We start from the raw sequence: 238 nt of genomic DNA, 5'->3' as shown, positions 1-238 counted from the left end.
ACCTGCGTTATCATTTGACAGATGTACCGCCCCAGTCAAACTCCCCGCCTCGCAATGTCCTCGGAGCGGGTCTCGAGGGGAACAAAGTCCCGACGATTGATTCAAGAACACGGTCACCGCAAGGTGCCCGTACCCCGCCTAACCGAGTAAGCAGAGGAGCGATCTCCGTAGGAGTATTTCACGGTCGGCAAAGCCTCCTCCCTATGCTACACCAGAGATGCTCCGCCACAATAGGAGA

General features: G+C 56.7%; 1 rRNA gene. It reads right to left on the bottom strand.

Features of this window, described 5'->3' with window-relative positions:
* Positions 1–238, bottom strand: a 23S ribosomal RNA gene (locus tag JEM65_RS24060); the annotation flags it as partial.

The sequence above is a fragment of the Gelidibacter salicanalis genome (assembly GCF_016469035.1).
GTDB lineage: Bacteria > Bacteroidota > Bacteroidia > Flavobacteriales > Flavobacteriaceae > Gelidibacter > Gelidibacter salicanalis_A.
The sequence above is the reverse complement of the archived record's forward strand: the minus strand, read 5'-3'. Positions and strand labels throughout refer to the sequence as shown.